13 protein-coding genes and 2 tRNA genes are annotated in these 15,725 nt (G+C 70.2%); 9 read left to right on the top strand and 6 right to left on the bottom strand.

The window, feature by feature from the left end; translation table 11 throughout:
• Positions 1-87 precede the first annotated feature (87 nt).
• Entirely contained in the window at positions 88-720 is a 633-nt protein-coding gene (locus H181DRAFT_RS07350) for a mycothiol-dependent nitroreductase Rv2466c family protein (protein WP_045863384.1), read from the top strand.
• A 170-nt stretch (positions 721-890) separates the two neighbouring features.
• Here the strand turns inward: H181DRAFT_RS07350 and H181DRAFT_RS07345 are convergent, their stop codons facing one another.
• Entirely contained in the window at positions 891-1,532 is a 642-nt protein-coding gene (locus tag H181DRAFT_RS07345) for a superoxide dismutase (protein WP_045863383.1), read from the bottom strand.
• A 135-nt stretch (positions 1,533-1,667) separates the two neighbouring features.
• Positions 1,668-3,134: an amino acid permease gene (locus H181DRAFT_RS07340; RefSeq protein ID WP_045863382.1), complete on the bottom strand. Its 1,467-nt coding sequence runs from the start codon at positions 3,132-3,134 to the stop codon at positions 1,668-1,670.
• Between the two features lie 310 nt (positions 3,135-3,444).
• On the opposite strand from H181DRAFT_RS07340, the gene H181DRAFT_RS07335 reads away from it, so the two are divergent.
• From H181DRAFT_RS07335 to H181DRAFT_RS07325, 3 genes are all read left to right on the top strand, one after another.
• Positions 3,445-4,062 carry a biotin transporter BioY gene (locus H181DRAFT_RS07335; protein WP_045863381.1) on the top strand — a complete coding sequence of 206 codons (618 nt, stop codon included), beginning with the start codon at positions 3,445-3,447 and terminating at the stop codon, positions 4,060-4,062.
• A 114-nt stretch (positions 4,063-4,176) separates the two neighbouring features.
• Positions 4,177-4,662 carry a ribose-5-phosphate isomerase gene (locus H181DRAFT_RS07330; protein ID WP_045863380.1) on the top strand — a complete coding sequence of 162 codons (486 nt, stop codon included), beginning with the start codon at positions 4,177-4,179 and terminating at the stop codon, positions 4,660-4,662.
• Between the two features lie 5 nt (positions 4,663-4,667).
• Positions 4,668-5,564, top strand: a complete 897-nt coding sequence (locus H181DRAFT_RS07325) for an Fpg/Nei family DNA glycosylase (protein WP_045863379.1) — start codon at positions 4,668-4,670, stop codon at positions 5,562-5,564.
• A gap of 119 nt (positions 5,565-5,683) precedes the next feature.
• On the opposite strand, the gene H181DRAFT_RS07320 is transcribed toward H181DRAFT_RS07325, so the two are convergent.
• Positions 5,684-6,922, bottom strand: a complete 1,239-nt coding sequence (locus tag H181DRAFT_RS07320) for a GNAT family N-acetyltransferase (RefSeq protein ID WP_045863378.1) — start codon at positions 6,920-6,922, stop codon at positions 5,684-5,686.
• A gap of 148 nt (positions 6,923-7,070) precedes the next feature.
• On the opposite strand from H181DRAFT_RS07320, the gene H181DRAFT_RS07315 reads away from it, so the two are divergent.
• Complete coding sequence (locus H181DRAFT_RS07315; RefSeq protein WP_045863377.1) at positions 7,071-8,228, top strand: PP2C family protein-serine/threonine phosphatase; 1,158 nt, start codon at positions 7,071-7,073, stop codon at positions 8,226-8,228.
• 278 nt (positions 8,229-8,506) lie between these two features.
• On the opposite strand, the gene H181DRAFT_RS07310 is transcribed toward H181DRAFT_RS07315, so the two are convergent.
• Positions 8,507-9,874 (bottom strand): acyltransferase family protein, encoded by a 1,368-nt coding sequence (locus tag H181DRAFT_RS07310; RefSeq protein ID WP_078895552.1) that lies wholly within the window; start codon positions 9,872-9,874, stop codon positions 8,507-8,509.
• 622 nt (positions 9,875-10,496) lie between these two features.
• Between H181DRAFT_RS07310 and H181DRAFT_RS07305 the strand changes: the two genes are divergently transcribed.
• Positions 10,497-10,691: a hypothetical protein gene (locus H181DRAFT_RS07305; protein ID WP_074467752.1), complete on the top strand. Its 195-nt coding sequence runs from the start codon at positions 10,497-10,499 to the stop codon at positions 10,689-10,691.
• A 93-nt stretch (positions 10,692-10,784) separates the two neighbouring features.
• On the opposite strand, the gene H181DRAFT_RS07300 is transcribed toward H181DRAFT_RS07305, so the two are convergent.
• A tRNA-Gly gene (locus H181DRAFT_RS07300) sits at positions 10,785-10,858 on the bottom strand.
• 274 nt (positions 10,859-11,132) lie between these two features.
• Positions 11,133-11,642 (bottom strand): RipA family octameric membrane protein, encoded by a 510-nt coding sequence (locus tag H181DRAFT_RS07295; RefSeq protein ID WP_175439722.1) that lies wholly within the window; start codon positions 11,640-11,642, stop codon positions 11,133-11,135.
• A 172-nt stretch (positions 11,643-11,814) separates the two neighbouring features.
• On the opposite strand from H181DRAFT_RS07295, the gene H181DRAFT_RS07290 reads away from it, so the two are divergent.
• The 3 genes from H181DRAFT_RS07290 to tig all read left to right on the top strand — a co-directional run bounded on the left by H181DRAFT_RS07290 (position 11,815) and on the right by tig (position 15,510).
• Positions 11,815-13,737, top strand: coding sequence for a hypothetical protein (locus H181DRAFT_RS07290; protein ID WP_052708486.1), 1,923 nt, complete (start codon positions 11,815-11,817; stop codon positions 13,735-13,737).
• Between the two features lie 146 nt (positions 13,738-13,883).
• Positions 13,884-13,960 (top strand) — tRNA-Pro (locus H181DRAFT_RS07285).
• Positions 13,961-14,067: 107 nt separating this feature from the next.
• Entirely contained in the window at positions 14,068-15,510 is a 1,443-nt protein-coding gene (tig, locus tag H181DRAFT_RS07280; protein WP_045863374.1) for a trigger factor, read from the top strand.
• Positions 15,511-15,725: the final 215 nt, after the last annotated feature.

The following is a 15,725-nucleotide window of genomic DNA, read 5'->3' as shown; positions in this document are numbered from 1 at the left end:
CACGGGGCCGTCCGCCGCGGGAATTGCGGCGCCGGGGCCCGCGTTGCTCCAGCGCAGAGCTTTCACCGTTCCCGAGGAGACGTGGCCATGCCCGAGAAGACCGTTGCCGACTTCTGGTTCGACCCCAGGTGCCCGTGGGCCTGGCTGACCTCCCGCTGGATGCTGGAGGTGGAGAAGGTGCGGCCGGTGGAGGTGCGCTGGCACGTGATGAGCCTGGCCGTCCTCAACGAGAACAAGCTGGACGAACTGCCCGAGGGGTACCGGGAGATGCTGGCCGCCGCCTGGGGCCCGGTGCGCGTGTGCATCGCCGCCGAGCAGCAGCACGGCCCGGAGGTCCTCGCCGCGCTCTACACGGCCATGGGCACCCGCCTGCACAACCGCGGCCGCGAGCTGTCGCGCGAGCTGCTCGCCGAGTCCGTCGAGGAGGCGGGCCTGCCGGCGTCCCTCGTCGACGCCGCGGACTCCGCGGAGTACGACGAGGCCCTGCGCGCCTCGCACAAGGAGGGCATCGACCTGGTCGGGCAGGACGTGGGCACCCCGGTCATCGCCGTTCCCGGCTCGGACGGGGAGCGGATCGCCTTCTTCGGTCCGGTCGTCACACCGGCGCCCAAGGGGGAGGCCGCGGCCCGGCTGTGGGACGGCACGCTGATGGTGGCCTCCACGCCCGGCTTCTTCGAGATCAAGCGCACCCGCGACAAGGACCCGGTCTTCGACGACTGAGCCGCACCCGGGTCCCGTACGATCCGGGGTCGCCGCCGCGGCACGCGGCTCGGCGGCGCAAGCAGGAGGGCCCCGTACGTCACGTCCGTACGGGGCCCTCCCTCTTTTCCCGCCTGCCCTGTGAAAGGTGAGAAGACGATCACGAGGGGCAGGTGGCCTGTCCGGCGCCGCTAGGGCGCCAGCAGCAGATCGTTCTCGCGGGCCTTCGCCGCCGCGTAGCGCCTGCTGACGTCCTGCCAGTTCACGACGCGCCACATGGCTTCGACGAAGTCGACCTTCTGGTTGCGGTACTGCAGGTAGAAGGCGTGCTCCCAGGCGTCGAAGACGAGGATCGGCACGCTGCCCTGTCCGACGTTGCCCTGGTGGTCGTAGACCTGCTCCACGATGAGACGCCCGGTGAGCGGCTCGTAGGCGAGCACGCCCCAGCCCGAGCCCTGCGTCGTGGCCGCCGCCTTCGACAGGTGGGCCTTGAACTTCGCGAAGGAGCCGAAGGACTCGGCGATGGCGTCCGCCAGCTCGCCCGTCCCGTCCTTCTCCAGCGGTTCGCCGCCGCCGTCGCCGGTCATGTTCTGCCAGTAGATGCTGTGCAGGATGTGGCCGGACAGGTGGAAGGCGAGGTTCTTCTCCAGGCCGTTGACCGTCGCCCACTGGTCCTTCTCGCGCGCCTCGGCCAGCTGCTCCAGGGTGTCGTTGGCGCCCTTCACGTATCCGGCGTGGTGCTTGTCGTGGTGCAGCTCGATGATCTCTCCGCTGATGACCGGTTCCAGCGAGGCGTAGTCGTAAGGGAGCTCTGGAAGCGAATACAGGGCCATGGGCGGACGTCTCCTCTGCAGCTTCTTATTGCACATTACTTGCAAGAAGACGCTAGCAGCAACAGCACGAGAGAAAGCGGAGCGCCCCCGGCATGCGGGGGCGCTCCGCTCAGCGCGCGTCGGAGGGTTCGCCGGTCAGTCGCCGCGGCGGACCGAGCCGCCGTCCCGGTCGGTACCGGCGGCTCGGCCTTCGCGCGGCAGGTACTTCTGCCGGAACAGGCCGATGACGATCAGGACCATCGTCAGGCAGGCGGTGAAGGCGAGCTGGGTGCGGGTGTCGCCCTCGCGCAGCATCAGGCCCAGCACCGTGAGGATGCCGAGAATCGCCACCCAGGTCAGCACGGGGAAGGCCCACATCCGCACGACGAGCTTCTCCGGCGCCTCGCGCTCCAGCCGGCGCCTGCTGACGAGCTGCGAGACCGAGATGAAGCCCCACACCACGAGGGTCGCGGCGCCGACCATGTTCAGCAGCCACTGGAACACCGTCTGGGGCCACCAGAAGTTCAGCAGCACGGCGACGAACCCGAAGACGGAGGACGCGATCACCGCCGGGCGCGGCACCCCGCTCGCGCTGACCCTGCCCAGGAAGCGCGGCCCCTGACCGCGGGCGATGAGGGAGAAGGCCATGCGGGAGGCGCCGTAGATGTTCGCGTTCATGGCCGACAGCAGCGCGACGAGGACGACGGTGTTCATCACCTGCGCGGCGGCGGGAATGCCCAGGTGGTCGAGTACGGCGGCGTACGGGCCGGAGACGACCGACTTGTCGTCCCACGGGATCAGCGTCACGATCACCAGCATCGAGCCGACGTAGAAGACCGCGATGCGCCACATCGCGGTACGCACCGCCTTGGCGACGCCGCGCACGGGGTCCTCCGACTCGGCGGCGGCGATCGTCACCGTCTCCAGCCCGCCGTACGCGAAGACGGAGGCGAGCAGCCCGATGACCAGCCCGTTGGCTCCCTCGGGCAGGAAGCCGCCGGAGCCGGTGAGGTTGGACGTGCCCGGAGCGTCGACGCCGGGGACGAGGCCGACGACGGCGAACAAGCCCAGCAGCAGGAACGCCGTGATCGCGAACACCTTCAGGGCGGCGAACCAGAACTCGGTCTCACCGAAGTTCCGTACGGCGACGAGGTTGGACAGGCAGAAGAGCGCCATGAACAGCGCCACCCACATCCACGGCTCGCTGCCGGGCAGCCAGCCGACCATGATGTCCGCCGCGGCGGTCGCCTCCGTCGCGATGGCGACGCACAGCAGCGTCCAGTAGATCCACCCCGCCGTGAACCCCGCCCAGGGGCCGAGGGCGCGCTCCGCGTGCACCGAGAAGGAGCCGGAGGCCGGGTTCGCCGCCGACATCTCACCGAGCATGCGCATCACGAGCATGACAAGCAGACCGGACGCCGCGTAGGCGAGGACGATGGACGGGCCGGCGGCGGCGATCCCCGCACCCGACCCCACGAACAGGCCGGCGCCGATCACACCCCCCAGAGCGATCATGGAAAGGTGCCGCTGCTTGAGTCCGTGGGAGAGCGCGTGCTCCCCCCGGTCTCCTCCGGAGCCCCCCGGGCTCGGGGGCGGCGCGTCGGACAGCTCGGTACGCGTCATGGAACAGGCCGTTCTTGGAGAGACTGCAATGGTTCGTTGTAGCGCGAACTCAGTGTGGCAGCGGGCTCCGGACGCGCTTCAACGGCCCCCGGGCGCTTCCGGAACGCCGACCGGACGTGCACGCGCGGTGATCACCGCGGGATGTGAGTTGCCCCTCAGGCGGGCTGCCGCTGTTTTGCGGCCCGCCTCCACAGGGGTAGGAACGTCTGTCGGCCGGCGTCGGACAGTTCGTGCACGCCGGCCGTGCGCGCCGCACGCCCAGCCGTGCGGCGCACCTCGGACAAGACCTTCAGAAACCCGGAGCAGCCCGATGAGTGCCCTCACCCCCGCCGCCGACCCGCGCCCCGGCCACGTGCTCGCCGACGTGCTCACCTCCACCCGGGCCGGGGCCTCCGGCGCCCGGGCGTACGTCCGGGACGCGGCCCTGGTCGCCGGCGGCGCCGCCCTCACGGGCATCGCCGCCCAACTCGCCGTCCCCGTACCGGGATCACCCGTCCCCGTCACCGGGCAGACCTTCGCCGCCCTGCTCGTCGGCGCCGGACTGGGCGCACGGCGGGGCTTCCTGTCCATGGCGCTCTACACGCTCGCCGGCGTCGCCGGCATGCCCTGGTTCGCCGAGGCCTCCTCCGGGGCAGCGATGCCGTCCTTCGGCTACGTGCTGGGGATGCTGCTCGCGGCGACCGTCGTCGGCGCGCTGGCCCGGCGCGGCGGCGACCGGGACGTGCTGCGGACGGCCGGCACGATGGCCGCCGGCATGGCGGTGACCTACGCGGTGGGCGTGCCCTACCTCGCCGTGGCCACAGGGATGTCGCTGTCCGAAGCCGTCGCGGCGGGACTCGTGCCGTTCCTCGTGGGCGACATGCTGAAGGCGCTCCTCGCCATGGGGGCGCTGCCGGGCGCGTGGAAGCTGGTCGGCCGGCGCGGCTGACGTACCGGCGGCTTGCGTACACCCTCCGGCCGGAGCACCGTGGCCCCGCCGCCCGTGGGCGCCGGGGCCGCGCCCGGTCCGCCGTGCCGGAAACGCGCCGCATAGACTCGCCGCATGCGCGTGTACCTCGGCTCCGATCATGCGGGCTACGAACTGAAGAACCACCTCGTCGAGTGGCTGAAGGCCAACGGGCACGACCCCGTCGACTGCGGCCCCCACATCTACGACGCCGCCGACGACTACCCTCCCTTCTGCCTGCGCGCAGCCGAACGCACCGCCCAGGAGAGCGAAGCGCTGGGCATCGTGGTCGGCGGCTCCGGCAACGGCGAGCAGATGGCCGCCAACAAGGTCAGCGGCGTGCGCTGCGCGCTCGCCTGGAGCGAGGAGACCGCCTCGCTGGCCCGCGAGCACAACAACGCCAACGTCGTGAGCATCGGCGCGCGGATGCACACGACCGACGAGGCGGTGACGTTCGTCCAGAAGTTCCTCGACACGCCCTTCTCGCAGGACGAGCGGCACGAGCGCCGCATCGACATGCTCTCCGCGTACGAGACCACGGGCGAGCTGCCTCCGGTTCCGGCCCACCACCCGGAGTCCTGACGCGGATGCCCGAGGGGCACACGATCCACCGGCTCGCCGAAGACGTGCTGGAGCGGTTCGGCGGACGGGCCGTCCGGGCCGCCAGCCCGCAGGGCAAGTTCGCCGGCGGCGCGGCACTCGTCGACGGCAGGGTCCTGACGGACACCGACGCGCACGGCAAGCACCTCTTCCTCGGCTTCGGGGGAGCGGGCTGGGTGCACGTACACCTGGGCCTGTACGGCAAGTTCACCTTCGGCGCGGGCCCGCCGCCCGCTCCGGTCGGGCAGGTGCGGCTCCGGCTCGCCGCCGGGGAAGTCCCGTCCGACTCCGCCGGAGAAGCCCCGGCCGGTGCCTCGGGACGAGACGGTGCGGGCCCTGTGGGCAGCGCCGTGACGGGCGCGGTCTACGCCGACCTGCGCGGCCCCGCACGATGCGAACTGATCACCGAGGACGAGAAGCAGGCCGTCGAAGGCCGCCTGGGACCGGACCCCCTGCGGAAGGACGCCGATCCCGGTGCCGCCTGGTCGCGCGTCTCGCGCAGCCGGAACACCGTCGCCGCCCTGCTGATGGACCAGAAGGTCGTCGCGGGGGCCGGCAACGTCTACCGCGCCGAGGTGCTCTTCCGGCAGGGCATCGACCCGTACCGCCCCGGCAGCGGCCTCAGCCGCGACGAATGGGACGGACTGTGGGCCGATCTCGTCGAGTTGATGCGCGAGGGAGTGCGGAACAACCGCATCGACACCGTGCGCCCCCAGCACACTCCCGAGGCCATGGGACGCGCCCCGCGCGTCGACGACCACGGCGGCGAGGTCTACGTGTACCGGCGGGCGGGACGGCCCTGCCACATCTGCGGTGAGGAGGTCCGCACCGCCGGTCTGGCGGCGCGCAACCTCTTCTGGTGCCCGCGCTGCCAGCCGGCCTGAACGGCACCCGTACCGCCCCGGACCACCCGTACACCCCGGACCACTCGCACGCCCGCACCGCCGTCCCGTGCCCGCCGGCCGTCCCGCCGTCCCGTGCCCGCCGGCCGTCCCGCCGTCCCTCAGAACCCGTGCGGCAGCCACGGCGCGACGTCCGTGGCGAAGGCGCCCGAGGCCGCGCCGAGCGCCCCCGCGCGCGACTCGCGCACCAGTCCGGCGGAACCGAGCGTGCGCAGCGCCGTGCAGCCGAGATAGGCGGCGCTCAACTCCCGTACGGACAGCGTGAGATCGGCCGGCTCCGAGGTGCGCTCGCACGTCGCGCCCGTCTCGTCCCCCGCCAGATGCCAGCGGCCCGCGTTCCAGGGGCAGAACTCGTCCGCCACCTCCAGGACCACGTCCACGGGGCGGCTGTACGTACGGGCGGCGAGGGCCGCGCCCACCTCCACCGGACGTGCGAACAGCGCGTCGTGCCAGCGCGGCCTGCACAGCCGCACGTCGTCATCGATCATGTGCAGCCACGCGTCGTCCACAGGGCGGTTGCGGACGCGCAGCACCGGCTTCAGGTCGATGCCGAAGAGGAAGCGCCACAGCGCCCCGTACGCGGCCGCGTCCAGCGCCTCCAGATCACGCAGCAGCACGCTGCCGCTCGGCACTCCGTGCTCGTCCCACTCGCTCTTGAGCGCGTAGCGCGCGTACCCCCGCACCCCGCCGTGCTCGTCCTCGGCCAGCACGCAGGCGAGGGGAGTGGCGCCCTGCCGTCCGGCGGGCGGATCCAGGAGGGGGTAGCGGTCCCAGCCCGGGCCGTGGCGGAGCATCCCGGGCCGTGACGGAACCCGCTGCTCGTAGACGGCCTCGCAGGCGGCGACGGCCGACGCCGCGTCGTCGGCGATCCTCAGGCGCAGGGCGTCCGACTCGGGCGGCACCGTGAGCCGCACCCTGGAGGTGTCGATGTCGGCGTCGAGGTGGCGGGCCGCGAGGCCGTACCCGAAGCGTCCGTAGATGGTCGGTTCGGAGGCGGTGAGCACCGCCAGAGGCTCCGTGCCCGCTTCCCGGACGTCCTCCAACTGCCGCCGCATGAGCGCCCGCAGGACGCCGCGCCTGCGGTGCGTGGGCGCCACGCTCACCATGGTGACCCCCGCGGTGGGAACCACCGCGCCCCCGGGCACTGTCATCCGGAAGGAGAACAGGCCGGCGGAGCCCACGACCTCGTCACGGTCCCATGCGGCGAGGGACCGATCGATTTCGGTCAACTCCCGGTAGATCTCGCGTTCTTCGGTGTCGAAGCCTCCGAAAGCCCGAGAAATTCCCTCGTACCACTTGTCCCATTCGGACGCGCGCAACACCCGTAGCTCTGTGCTCATGCGGCATCTCTAGCAGGGCTTTCGCAAATCGGCGAGTCCCTTCCACTTCCTTGCCGAGCAGATGCACGTGCGTATGCACGTTCCGTTGTCCGTGCACGTCGCGCGCGGAATCGACGCACTGGTAGAAGCATGGATAAGGTCCATCGGCATGGCGGTACGTCGTCCGAGCCTGGCACCTCCCAAGGCCCGGTTGCTCCAGGCGCGCAAGGCGCTGCACCGGGCCCGGACATCGCTGCGCCGCTCGGCGGTCGACTACTTCCGGGGCGGCGTCTCCGACTGGCTGGCGCTCGGAGCGCTGCTGCTGACGATCCCCGTGCTGACGGGTCTGACCGTGCTGATGCCGCTCTGGGCGGCTCCCGAGGCGCTGGTGCTGCCTCTGATCGCGGGGGGACTGCTGCTCCGCCCCGCGAGCCTCCTCACGCTGTACGCCTGCGCCGCCGTCGCGCTGATCGTGGAGTCGGCCCTGCTCGGCCCGTACCAGGACGGCGCGGGACGCGTGACACCCGGCACCATCCTGGTCGTCGCCGCGGCCGGGCTCTCCGGTCTGCTCATCGCGCAGTTCCGCAGCCGCGTCGGGGTGCCGTGGCGCCGCGGCGGCACCATGCTCTTCGATCTCCGTGAACGGATCCGCGTACAGAGCAAGTTGCCGCGGCTTCCGCGCGGCTGGCACCGCGAGATGGCGCTGCGTCCCGCGGGCGGGCAGTCCTTCTCGGGCGACTTCGTCGTCGCTGCCCGCACCGGCCCCGACGAGCGCGTCCTCGAAGTCGTCCTCACCGACGTCTCCGGCAAGGGCATGGACGCCGGGTCACGCGCGCTGCTGCTCTCCGGGGCCTTCGGCGGGCTGCTGGGCTCCCTGCCGCCGCACGCCTTCCTGCCCGCCGCCAACGGCTACCTCCTCCGGCAGGACTGGGACGAGGGCTTCGCCACCTCCGTCCATCTCGTCCTCGACCTGGACAGCGGCGACTACGAACTCTTCTCCGCGGGGCACGTCCCCGTCCTGCAACGCGGCGCGGGCACGGGGAAGTGGGAGCAGAAGTCGGGCGAGGGCCCGCTGCTCGGCGTCTACGCGGGTGCCCAGTTCGACCCGGTCAAGGGGACCCTGCAGCACGGCGACGTGCTGATGCTCTTCACCGACGGGCTGGTCGAGACCGCGGAACGCGACCTCGCCGACGGACTGGACCGGCTCACCGGCGAGGCCGACCGGCACGTCGCCTCCGGCTTCCACGGGGCCGCGTGGCACCTGATAGACACCGTGGCCCGCGACGTCAACGACGACCGCGCCCTGCTCCTCCTCTGCCGCGACTGAGCGCACCGCCGGCCACCCTCGGGCGCCCCGGGGCCATGCGCCTCACCGCGTGCCCTGTGACGTCCTCACAGCGCCGTTCCCGCGCCTCTCCGCGGCGCCGCCGCCTCTGCCGTACGGCGACGGCGCTCGCGGGCGCTCTGCGTACGGAGGCGGCCGCCAGCGGAGAGGACCCCGCCGCGCCGGGCCGCGGACGCACATGGGAACGGGGCGACCTGTCCGGCCGCCCCGTTCCCATGGAGCTGTTGCGCACTGCGCGGCCTCCGGCCGCGAGGTCCGGCCTACCGGGAGTGCCTGCCCCGGTCGTCCCTGCCGGACGAGCGGTACGCCGGTCCGGACGAGGAGGCACCGGACGAGGAGTAGCCCGAGTAGGAGTACGACGAGGAAGCGGCGTACTCCTCGGAGGGCAGGCCGCCCGCTCCCCTTGTCCCCTCACCGTTGGTGCTGCGGCCCGGGTCCGGGGCAGCGGGCGTGGCGTGTTGCGGCGCCGCACCCGTCGACTTCCCGTTCCCGTTCTCGCGCGCACGCGCCTGCGCACCGGCGTCCTGCTTGAAGAACCACTCCATCTTCGGTTCCATCACGAAGCGGAAGACCCGCCGGAACGGCGACGTGCACAGGACGGTCATCATGACCGCCGCCAGCAGCGTGATGCCCACCCGGCTGAGCGGATGGTCGACCCACTCCATGTCGTACCACTCGAACTCTCGCGAGATCTTGATCGGGTAGACGTGCAGCAAGTAGGCGTAGAGCGTCCCGGCGCCCAGCGCGGTGAACCACATGTGGCGGCGGGGGACCAGGGCGAGGAAGGCGGCGGTGAGCACCAGTCCGCAGCCGAACGTCGCCAGGGTCATCACACCGCCGACCCACGCGGGCGCGCCCAGGTCCTGGGAGGCCTTGTCGTGCAGGAACCAGCCCTTGGACATCCTCGGCACCGCCCAGTACGCGAACAGCACCGCTGCGGCGAAGACCGGCAGCGCCAGCATCCGGAACCTGCGGCGCGTGACGATCTGGAAGTGCTCGGGCTTCAGTTGCAGGCCGAGGACGAAGAACGGGAGGAAGGCCGCGACCCGCATGAGGTTGAGGTCGTTGCTGATGCTCGGTGTCACGCCCGCCGCGACAGCGATCGCCAGCGCCACCGGCACGGGCCACCGCATGCTCTTCCACAGCGGCGTCGTCAGCCGCCACAGGAACAGCGCGACCAGGAACCACAGCGCGAAGCCCGGTTCCTGGTAGTGGAATTCGCGGTCGGGATTGTCGCTCGCCCACCGCATGAAGAACGTGTAGACGGTCTGGAAGACCACGTACGGCACCAGCACACCCGTGATGAGCCGCTTGATCTGGCGCGGCTTGCCCTCGAAGCTCCGCGAGAGATAGCCGGAGATGATGATGAACGCCGGCATGTGGAAGGCGTAGAGGACGAAGTAGAGCGCGCTGGCGGCACGGCTGTCGTCGCGCAGCGGGTCCCAGACGTGCCCGATGGCGACGAGCACGATCGTGAGGTACTTGGCATTGTCGAGAAACGGGTCCCGCTGCTCGGCGGGTTGTTTCCTGACCTTGGCCGGCGGCTCCGCGGACGCATCACGCGCCGCGGAGGGGGACTCCTGGCGGACCGGGGGGAGCGGTGCCCGCTCATAACCAGCGTGCAACATCTGCCGCACCTTAGTGCTCAAACCTATGAGCCGTAAATTCTTGTCGGGTTTCCAACACGCCTACCCGGAAGCGTTTTCGACACACGCCGCCGAGCAGGGACGATCATCGCCAACCCCCGCTCAGGGGTGCTCTTTTGAGGCGCTATGCCCGATATGTACCCCCTCTGAGGAGGCTCTGCGGGACCTCTCGGGGGCTTGTTCTGGTGCCGTGCGGGGCTTGTTCACCACGCATGTGGAACCCCTGTGAAGGCTGTTCTGTGATCGACTCCACAACGTCGTACGCGCTCGCCGAATTCATCCCCCGACGTACCGCCGAAGCCCACTTCCCTTGCACATGTTGCATTTTCCCTGCGCACCGCATTGATCAGCCCGTGGCGTCCGGAATTACCGTGCGTAATGCGGACCGCCGCGCCGGGCGCTGTGAGCGTGGGCGTTCCGTCCGCGTGTAGGCGATGTGTGCACGGGGGAGGAACGCAGTGACCCGGCAAGGGCGTTGGCCGATGATTCGTCACTCGGCTCCACCCGCTGGTGACTTGGTGGCACGATGGTGAGCGGCGGGGGCGGTGGTGGCGATGTGCCCCTTGGCCGGTGAAGCTTTCCGACCGCAAGGGTGTGATCAGTTGTGGCCATTTCACTGTCTGTGGTGCTGCTGTTGGCAGTCATCCTGGTGGTGATGATCAGGGGTGGCTCGATGAAGGCGGGGCCCGCCGTCGTCGCGGTGCTCTTCGGCTTCTTCCTGGCTTCTACCGGCATGGCCCCGTCCATCAACCGGTTCATGAACTCGGTGGCGGACATGATCAACCAGATCAACTTCTAGCGGTCGCCCGTGCCGCGTGCGGCTCCGTGCGCGGCATTCCCGAAGACGCCGAACGGCCCGGCCCCACTCGGGGACCGGGCCGTTCGGCATGTGTGGAGCGGGCGACGGGAATCGAACCCGCGTAGCTGGTTTGGAAGACCAGGGCTCTACCATTGAGCTACGCCCGCGAGCGCCTCTCTTCGCGGAGGCCCGGTGATCATACGCCCTGGAAGGGGCGAGCCGGGGCGGCCCGGGCGAACCCGGGGCATCCGTCGGAGCGGCACGGACTGCATCGTAATGCATGTTCATCCAGCGCACTATTCTGACCTGCTGCTCACGCAGTTGAGGCGCGCTGTGACCTGCCCGAAGGGGAGCGGAGGGCGTCCGGAGCGTGCACGGGCTCCGAGCCGTCCGGGGGCCGCCGGGTGCGCTCGGGGCCCGCGGACTCCCGTGCGTGCGGCGTCAGGACACCAGCGCGATGAAGCCCGCGAAGTAGGCGAGCGCGAACACCACGGGAACCCACTGCTCGGCGTGGGTGAGAGGCAGATAGCGCTTCCAGTCCTTGCCCTCCCCGAGCGCTTTCCACTCGGCGCGGGAGTAGGCGAAGGCCGGCAGCCGCTCTTCCATGGCGCCGATCACGGCGAACTTGGCGCCGTTCAGCTGGCGGTACGAGCGGACCAGCACGTACCAGGCCCCGCACATGGACACGAGGATCACCAGTCCCGGCAGCAGCAGCCAGATCGACACCTGTCCACGAGGTTCTTGGAGAACGGCTGCCACGACGGCGACGACCGCGCTGTTCAGCGACAGGAAGAAGGTGTTCGCCAGGTTCCGGCGGGCGCTCACCCGGTCCGCCATCTCGACGCAGAGCTTGTACTGCTCGAAAACAGCGGTCTGGTAAGCACCGGACGTGTCGGCGTACGAGGCAGGGGAGACGGCGTCGTTCCACAGTGACTCGCTCATGTCATTCATGCCGGGATCATCGCAGTCCCGTCCGTCTGCTCGCCGGGGCATCGACAGGACATCGACCGGCGGCGGCCGCTGCGGAGCACCTTCGTCGGACGAACCCGAAGACGGTAGGTGATCGGCTCGTTACGCTGGGCGCGACAGTGGCCGAGAGGGAAGCCGCGCGGGGAGCCCCGGGATGCTCGGCGGCCGAGACGCGGAGCACGGCCCTTCTGAGGGCGGTGAGTTCGCGGGCATCGTCGGGGCGCTGTGGGGAAGCCGGGGCCGCCCGCTCCTGGTCACGGCTGATGTGCGGCGGATGCGACTGAGGGGGACGGCCAGCATGGACATCGTCGGCTTCATCATGATCGGAATCGGCGCCGGCCTGTGGAACCTGGCGGCGCTGGACCTTCTGATCGGTGGCGGCTTCAGGATCGGCGCCGGAAGGCGGATGCGGCGCGGAGGCCCTGCCCCCTCCTTCATGACCCCGCTGCCGGCGACGGAGAAGGAGCGCACCGAGGTCGGTGACGCCGGAGTGCTCTCCGGAGGCTTCAAGGTGCTCACGGGGGCGGTCATGCTCGGTCTCATGGCCGTGCTCGCCTCGCGGGACTGGCACTTATGGGGCGAGACGATCTCCGTCGCCGGGAAATCCTCCAGTCCCGGCCTCGAGGTCCTCGGCCTGTTCGTCTCGGCTTCGGCGTTCGGTGCGCTGTACTTCTCGATCCATACGCAGAGAGAGCAGCACCTTCCGCACCGGGGGGCGCGTGAATGGGCGCTTCAAGAGCCGGCGGCGGGTTCAGAGGTCGCTCAATCCCGTGGGAAAGGGCTCCTTCTCATCGCTGCCGGAACTCTCGTGTGCGTCGCGAGCGTCACGGTGTCCGCCTTCCTGACGGTGCGGGTCTTCTTCACGGACCCGCCCCCGTACGTCGAGCTGGTCCCGCTGGCGGTGGGTGCGTCCGGCCCGGTCTACGCCTTCGGTCTCAACGTGGTGAGAAGGGGGCGTCGTCATCTCGTCCGGATCGTCACCGATCACGGAGAGCTGGAGAGGGATTCCTTCATCCTCTATCTGCGCTGGTTCAAGGACGACTCCCTGCTCGACCGCGCATATCCGCGCATCGGATCGCCGCTGCTTCTTCACTTCGCGATATCCGGGGCCAGTGAGGAGGAGCGGCTGGCCGAGGTGCTGAAACCGTACGGGCGGCTCATCGCCGTGGGCGATCCGACGGTGAGCCTCCCCCGCGTGGGCGCCGAGCGCTTCTACCTGCCCCTCGAGGGCTGGCAGGACACGGTTCGGGAGCTCATGTCGAAGGCGAGGCTGGTCGTGCTCTCCCTCGGTACGGGAGAGGGAACGCTGTGGGAACTGGTGGAGGCCGCATCCGTGGTGGCGCCGGAACGGCTGATTCTGCTGGTCCCCATGCACGAAGAGGAGTACGAGGCCCTTCGCCTGGAGGCGCACAGAAGATTGCAGGACCGGGCGGGAACGCTGCGCGCCGCCGGAGAGGACTGGACCCCTCCCACCCTCCCGCCGTACCGGACGGACCCGCGTCTGCGCCGCAGCGACATGGTGGAGGGGTACCGGGCGGCGCTCCGCAAGACGCAGGACGACAGCCTGATGGAGACCGCTGCCGAGGCATGGATGTCCGCGATGCGTTTCGTCAAGAACGACGGTGCCAGATCGGGGTTCAAAGCCGTTGTCCACTACCCCCGTGCCATGCCGGACGGCGATTGGGGAGAGCCTGTCTTCTCCCGGCTGGATTCGGCGCTCCTCGAATCCCCGAGAAAGGCATTCTGGCGGGATCCGCGGTACCGGGCCCTGAAGCTCGTCCTCGCCCCCGCGCTGCGGCGCGCCTTCGGCGGGCCTCCCGCACCGCCCGGTGGGACGCATGCGCGTGCGTCCGGCGCGAGAGACCGCGCGAAGCGGTCGCCGGAACCTCCGGAGCCCCTGGCGGCCCGGCTGGTGCTCCTCTGCTCGTTCCCGCTCGGGTTCCTGGTGTTCGGCGTCTGGGGCCCCGTTCAGGCTGCCGTGCTCATGCTCTCGGCCGCCGTCCTCTACACCTGGCTCACGCGTAAGAAGCCGGACGTCGCGGAACGGGCTGAAGACGAGGAGACGACAGGCAGCTGACGGCACGGAGCACCCCTGGCCTGCCGGAGAGGGGAACGGGGCGCACCCGACCGTCACCGACGGCTCCGGCGCTCCGGTGACGGTCGCCCCGCACGAGAACTGGCCGGGGCGGCGGAGAAGTCGATGTACCCTACGTGTCGCACCGGCGGGGTGTGGCGCAGCTTGGTAGCGCGTCCGCTTTGGGAGCGGAAGGTCGTCGGTTCGAATCCGGCCACCCCGACCACGTACTATGAATCCCGCGCGTGCCTGTGTCCTGTCCGGATCCCGAGTCGTATACGGGGCGCCCCAGTAGATCGTCAATCCCAGCAGTCAGCCCCAAGGAGACCGACCGTGAAGAGCGCCGTGGAGACCCTGAACCCCACCCGGGTTCGGCTCACAGTCGAGGTGCCCTTCGAGGAGCTCAAGGACAGCCTCGACGCGGCGTACAAGAAGATCAACCAGCAGGTGACCGTGCCCGGTTTCCGCAAGGGCAAGATCCCGGCCCGGGTGATCGACCAGCGCTTCGGCCGCGGCGCTGTGCTGGAGGAGGCCGTCAACGACGCGCTTCCGAAGCTCTACCAGTCGGCTGTCGAAGAGGGGGAGCTGAACCCGCTCGGCCAGCCCGAGGTCGACATCACCGACCTGAAGGACAACGAACTGCTGGCCTTCACGGCCGAGGTCGACATCCGTCCCGAGATCGAGATCCCGGACTACTCGGGCATCGAGGTCGAGGTCGACGCGGTCGAGGTCACCGACGAGGAGGTGGACAAGGCCGTCGAGCAGCTCCGTGAGCGCTTCGCCTCCACCACCGTCGTCGAGCGTGCCGCCGCCGAGGGCGACGTCGTCAAGGTCGACCTGGAGGCCAAGGTCGACGGCGAGGTCCTCGAGGACGGCGTGGCACAGGGCGTCGACTACACGATCGGCTCCGGCGAGCTGCTCGAGGGCATCGACGACGCCGTCACGGGCCTGGAGGCCGGCGGCACCGCCACCTTCACCTCCGAGCTCAAGGGCGGCTCCGCCGCCGGCCGCGAGGCCGAGGTCTCGGTGAAGGTCGAGAGCGTCTCCGCCCGCGAACTCCCCGAGCTGGACGACGACTTCGCCCAGATGGCCAGCGAGTTCGACACCATCGGCGAGCTGCGCGAGGACAGCCGCAAGCGCCTCGGCCAGCAGAAGAAGTACGAGCAGGCCACCGAGGCGCAGGAGAAGGTGCTCGACGCTCTCCTCGCCCTCTGCGACGTGCCGGTGCCGGACAAGCTCCTCGAGGAGGAAGTCAGCACCCGCAAGCACAACCTGATCAACCACCAGCTCGGTCAGATGGGCCTCGACCTGGCGACGTACCTGCAGATGCAGGACAAGACGGAGGAGGACTTCGACGCCGAGCTCAAGGAGCAGGCGGAGAAGGGCATCCGCACGCAGTTCGTCCTCGACGAGCTCGTCAGCACCGAGAAGCTCAACGTCAGCCAGGAGGAGCTGACGGAGCATCTGATGCGCCGTGCCCAGTCCTCCGGCATGAGCCCCGACCAGTTCGCCCAGGCGGTCGTCGAGGGCGGTCAGGTGCCGATGCTCGTCGGCGAGGTCGCCCGGGGCAAGGCGCTGGCCCACGTGGTCGAGGCCGTCACGGTCAAGGACACCAACGGCGAGACCGTCGACCTCGACGACGAGGACGAGACGGCCGAGACGGTGGACGCCGAGGGCTCCGCGGACGCCCCCGCCGAGGCGTCGGAAGGTGCGTCGGACGAGGCCGCCGAGGCCTCCGGGGAGAGCTCGGAGAAGCCGGAGAAGTCCGAGGGCTGATCCTGCCGCACAGCACATCTGAGGGGCCGTCCCACGGCAACGGGGGCGGCCCCTCAGAAGTGCCTCAACCGCGCTTCACCCGCGCTCCGCAGCCCCACGGACCTGCGCTCACAGCGAACAGCTCCAGCTGCGGGATGGCGCTGCCGGTGGTGCGCGTTAGGGTCCCAAGTACACGAAGACCAGTGACGGCACGCCCCGTGCGGCCGTCCGGACAC

Origin of the sequence: Streptomyces sp. WMMB 714 (assembly GCF_900090125.1) — a bacterium.
Classification (GTDB): Bacteria; Actinomycetota; Actinomycetes; order Streptomycetales; family Streptomycetaceae; genus Streptomyces; species Streptomyces daqingensis.
This window is presented reverse-complemented; position numbering and strand designations above follow the sequence as displayed.

Coding starts and splice junctions, on each gene's coding strand:
- H181DRAFT_RS07345 (WP_045863383.1), bottom strand. CDS start 1,532: ATGGCCCTGTATTCGCTTCCAGAGCTCCCTTACGACTACGCCTCGCTG.
- H181DRAFT_RS07320 (WP_045863378.1), bottom strand. CDS start 6,922: ATGAGCACAGAGCTACGGGTGTTGCGCGCGTCCGAATGGGACAAGTGG.
- H181DRAFT_RS07290 (WP_052708486.1), top strand. CDS start 11,815: ATGCTCGGCGGCCGAGACGCGGAGCACGGCCCTTCTGAGGGCGGTGAG.
- H181DRAFT_RS07340 (WP_045863382.1), bottom strand. CDS start 3,134: ATGACGCGTACCGAGCTGTCCGACGCGCCGCCCCCGAGCCCGGGGGGC.
- H181DRAFT_RS07330 (WP_045863380.1), top strand. CDS start 4,177: ATGCGCGTGTACCTCGGCTCCGATCATGCGGGCTACGAACTGAAGAAC.
- H181DRAFT_RS07295 (WP_175439722.1), bottom strand. CDS start 11,642: ATGAATGACATGAGCGAGTCACTGTGGAACGACGCCGTCTCCCCTGCC.
- H181DRAFT_RS07310 (WP_078895552.1), bottom strand. CDS start 9,874: ATGTTGCACGCTGGTTATGAGCGGGCACCGCTCCCCCCGGTCCGCCAG.
- H181DRAFT_RS07325 (WP_045863379.1), top strand. CDS start 4,668: ATGCCCGAGGGGCACACGATCCACCGGCTCGCCGAAGACGTGCTGGAG.
- H181DRAFT_RS07335 (WP_045863381.1), top strand. CDS start 3,445: ATGAGTGCCCTCACCCCCGCCGCCGACCCGCGCCCCGGCCACGTGCTC.
- H181DRAFT_RS07350 (WP_045863384.1), top strand. CDS start 88: ATGCCCGAGAAGACCGTTGCCGACTTCTGGTTCGACCCCAGGTGCCCG.
- H181DRAFT_RS07315 (WP_045863377.1), top strand. CDS start 7,071: ATGGCGGTACGTCGTCCGAGCCTGGCACCTCCCAAGGCCCGGTTGCTC.